Origin of the sequence: Mesorhizobium sp. M1348, assembly GCF_040317925.1 — a bacterium.
Classification (GTDB): Bacteria; Pseudomonadota; Alphaproteobacteria; order Rhizobiales; family Rhizobiaceae; genus Mesorhizobium.
This window is the reverse complement of sequence record NZ_JAMYLH010000070.1, coordinates 1-2,895: the sequence shown is the minus strand read 5'-3', so window position 1 is coordinate 2,895 and position 2,895 is coordinate 1. Positions and strand designations below refer to the sequence as shown.

The 2,895-nt window shown below is 62.6% G+C and carries 2 protein-coding genes and 2 pseudogenes; 1 reads left to right on the top strand and 3 read right to left on the bottom strand.

The features are described from left to right. Positions 1–408: 408 nt before the first annotated feature. The 3 genes and pseudogenes from NKH13_RS35410 to NKH13_RS35400 form a co-directional block, all read right to left on the bottom strand. On the bottom strand, positions 409–666 hold the full coding sequence (locus NKH13_RS35410) for a hypothetical protein (RefSeq protein WP_352917474.1): 258 nt from the start codon (positions 664–666) through the stop codon (positions 409–411). Further along, the gene (locus NKH13_RS35405) at positions 620–862 is read right to left on the bottom strand and encodes a hypothetical protein (RefSeq protein WP_352917472.1); all 243 of its coding nucleotides are present in this window, start codon (positions 860–862) and stop codon (positions 620–622) included. The genes NKH13_RS35410 and NKH13_RS35405 overlap by 47 nt, the downstream gene beginning before the upstream one ends. A gap of 365 nt (positions 863–1,227) precedes the next feature. Further along, positions 1,228–1,784, bottom strand: a pseudogene (locus NKH13_RS35400) (AAA family ATPase); the annotation flags it as partial. A gap of 73 nt (positions 1,785–1,857) precedes the next feature. Here NKH13_RS35400 and NKH13_RS35395 point away from each other — a divergent pair. After that, positions 1,858–2,598: pseudogene (locus tag NKH13_RS35395) on the top strand (integrase core domain-containing protein); the annotation flags it as partial. Between the last annotated feature and the right edge of the window lie 297 nt (positions 2,599–2,895).

The window sequence follows — 2,895 nt, the reverse complement described above, 5'->3', positions numbered from 1 at the left end:
AGCCCTGCCTGCATTGCATTTGGGAGCGGCGGAGAACCCAAAAGAAAGACTATCCATTCGGTCGATGTCTAGGCGCAGGCCTTTCTCCAATTGCCCCGGGCCACCGCCTGGACACAAAGGCCACGCGCTGTTGAAACAGATATTTTTTCAGAAGATGCCTTCAAAAAAGGCCTCACGACTGTCGAGCTAATGAAATGAATACCGACATCACCTCCGCCATTACTTTGAATGTACTCTACGACAACTGGGGCAGGATTTTACTAAAGCCTACGTTGAGCGAGGTGCGATCAGACTAAGCCGCACCCGTAAGATGCCTAATTTCATCGCCACCCACCTTGGAACGTCCACATATATGGAACGTTTTATATATCTGGAACACCGTTCCATTCTATGGTTTTTCATACTTTGTCAACCGCGATGTAAACGCAAACGTGCGGGAGCACCCCTGCACCGCCAATTTATGAATGTTCGCGGGCCTGGCCGTAGCGGCATCGCCCCTCTCACCATCCCCTTTTTGCGGCCGGGGACGCCGAGCTTCACGTCGCCCGGATCCAGCTCGGCGAACACCGCGCTCCTCTCGAAATGCCCGCTCCACGCATGGACCGCATCGCCGAAGGTCTCATCGGCCGGGTTGCCGGTAGACCTTGCTGAAAACTTCGCCCCGATGAGGATGTTGGCGCACGTCCGTTACGCCGAGCCTGCCGGATACGGGTGTACGCCGACGCGCATGAGAGCCTTGCCCGACATGCTGCCGGATCAGGGCCATGCCTTCTTCCGGCGTGGTCGGGCGGGGAACCAGCACTACTCGATCGTGGGATCGAAAGGTGACGGCAAGTGGATCGGTCGAACCCGCCTCGGCGATGAACCTCTCGACGAGCCGGCTTCAGGTGCTCTACCGCCCGCGTCCAGAACCCGAGCGCGATCTCGGGAAGCACGATGACCTTTACACCCTGCTCCGCGACGCCGCATGACCGTGGCGATCAGGTCAAGCTGCCGGTCGAGCGCGCCGTTCCGGCCGAGGCTCTGCCCCATTTCCACCTCGACCCCCGTAAACCCCTCTGGTAGGGGTGGGGCCGTCCACGATGCGGCACGGACCACAGCCAGATCCCTTGCCAAGGGGATGGCGTCAGCCGCAAGGCCCAGCCATCCCGTGCCGGGAACACCGGGAACAGCACGCCGGCCGCCCTGAACGGATGGGCCCATCCGACGATCCCGAAGGCCGGCACCGTCGCGGCGCAGATTCGCCAGGATCAGCAAGGTCTTCGAGGCATCGTAGTTGCGATCCCAGTCCGCGATCAGTTTGGCGACGGCCTCGACCTTCACTACGGAGCCGAGCACCTTGCCTTGCTTTCGATAGGCAGAGATCGCCTCGGCGATCCGGCCGCGCGCCAGATCGAGCGAGGCGGTGCGCGGTCCATTCCTTACGCTGTCGATCGCCTCGATCGGCTGGACCTGCTCGGGATCGGCCACGAGCACCAGCTTGGCGCCGGCGAGGCAACCGCCTCGTCGAGGACGAAGACGGTCCTGGCGTCGAGCGCCTCGCTGCCTTCTATCCAGTGCAGTCCCCATGACGTCAGCGTTCGGCTCGTTGTAGCGCGACGATCTGGAATTGTCGCGCTGCAGCTCGTGCTGTCCGCTTCCTTCTCGAGGCCCTTGGCCGCCTTGCCGGCAAGCACGCCGGCGAGCTCCCAGGCTTCCCGCGCGGCCATCATCATCGTGGTCTTGGCCCGGCGCCGCCGACGACCAGCGGCGATCGCGTGCGGCTTCGTGACATTCTCGATCGCCGGCCCCACGTTCTCGGCGCGCTGCACCTCGAGCAGCTTCAGCCGTTCGAGCTCGACCGCCGCGCCGCCGCGGCCGCTCGACGACTGCCTCTATGCGCTTCAGGCGACCATCCCGCACCTGACGCGGTCTTCATTGCATCGCTGCCTGCAACGCCATGGCATCGGCCGGCTCCCGGATGTCGAGGGCGACAAACCGGCGAAGAGGAAATTCAAGAGCTACCCGATCGGCTACTTCCACATCGACATTGCCGAGGTCAGGACCGAGCGGGGCAAACTGCACATGTTCGTCGCTATCGACCGCACCTCGAAGTTCGCCTTCGTCGAGTTGCACGAGAAGGCCCCCACCGCCGTCTCTAAAGAGTTCCTGCTCCGGCTGATCGCGGCCGTGCCCTCACACCGTGCTTACCGACAACGGCATCCAGTTCACCACCCCCGGTGCCGGTGCTCGGCGGTGCCGCTGATCAAGGAGGCAATCGCCAATGGCGAGATCTTCCGCGCTCACGCCTTCGAATACGCCTGCGCCAGGAACGACATCGAGCACCGCACGACCAAGGCAAGGCATCCGTGGACCAACGGCCAGGTCGAGAGAATGAACCGGACCATCAAGGACGCCACCGTCAAGCGCTTCTACTACGAGAGCCATGACCAGCTACGCACCCATCTCGCCGACTTCGTTGCCGCCTACAACTTCGCTCGCAGACTCAAGACCCTCAAGGGTCTCACGCCCTACGAGTTCATGTGCAAGGCGTGGGCGTCACAACCGGAACGCTTCACTCTCAATCCGCTCCAGCAAATGCCGGGACCGAACACCTAGACTAGGCCGGCACGTCGGGCGGCAGAACAAATTTCTCATGGGCGAGATTGCGCTTGCTCGAATGGTCGACGGTGCGCGCCTCGGCCTCGTGTTCCATGGGTGCCAATGATGATACGTGGACGACAGCACGGGGCTGCGGCCATTGCTGCGCCCAATGAGCTGGGGCGTGAAATGCATGATCGCCACGGTGACGGCGCCTCCCGGCCCCGAACTACGGGCTATCGGCCGTGCATTCAGGACGCAGATGCATTCCGCGGCTTCGGCGTCGTGCCGTCCACCCCCATATACTTGATCGCA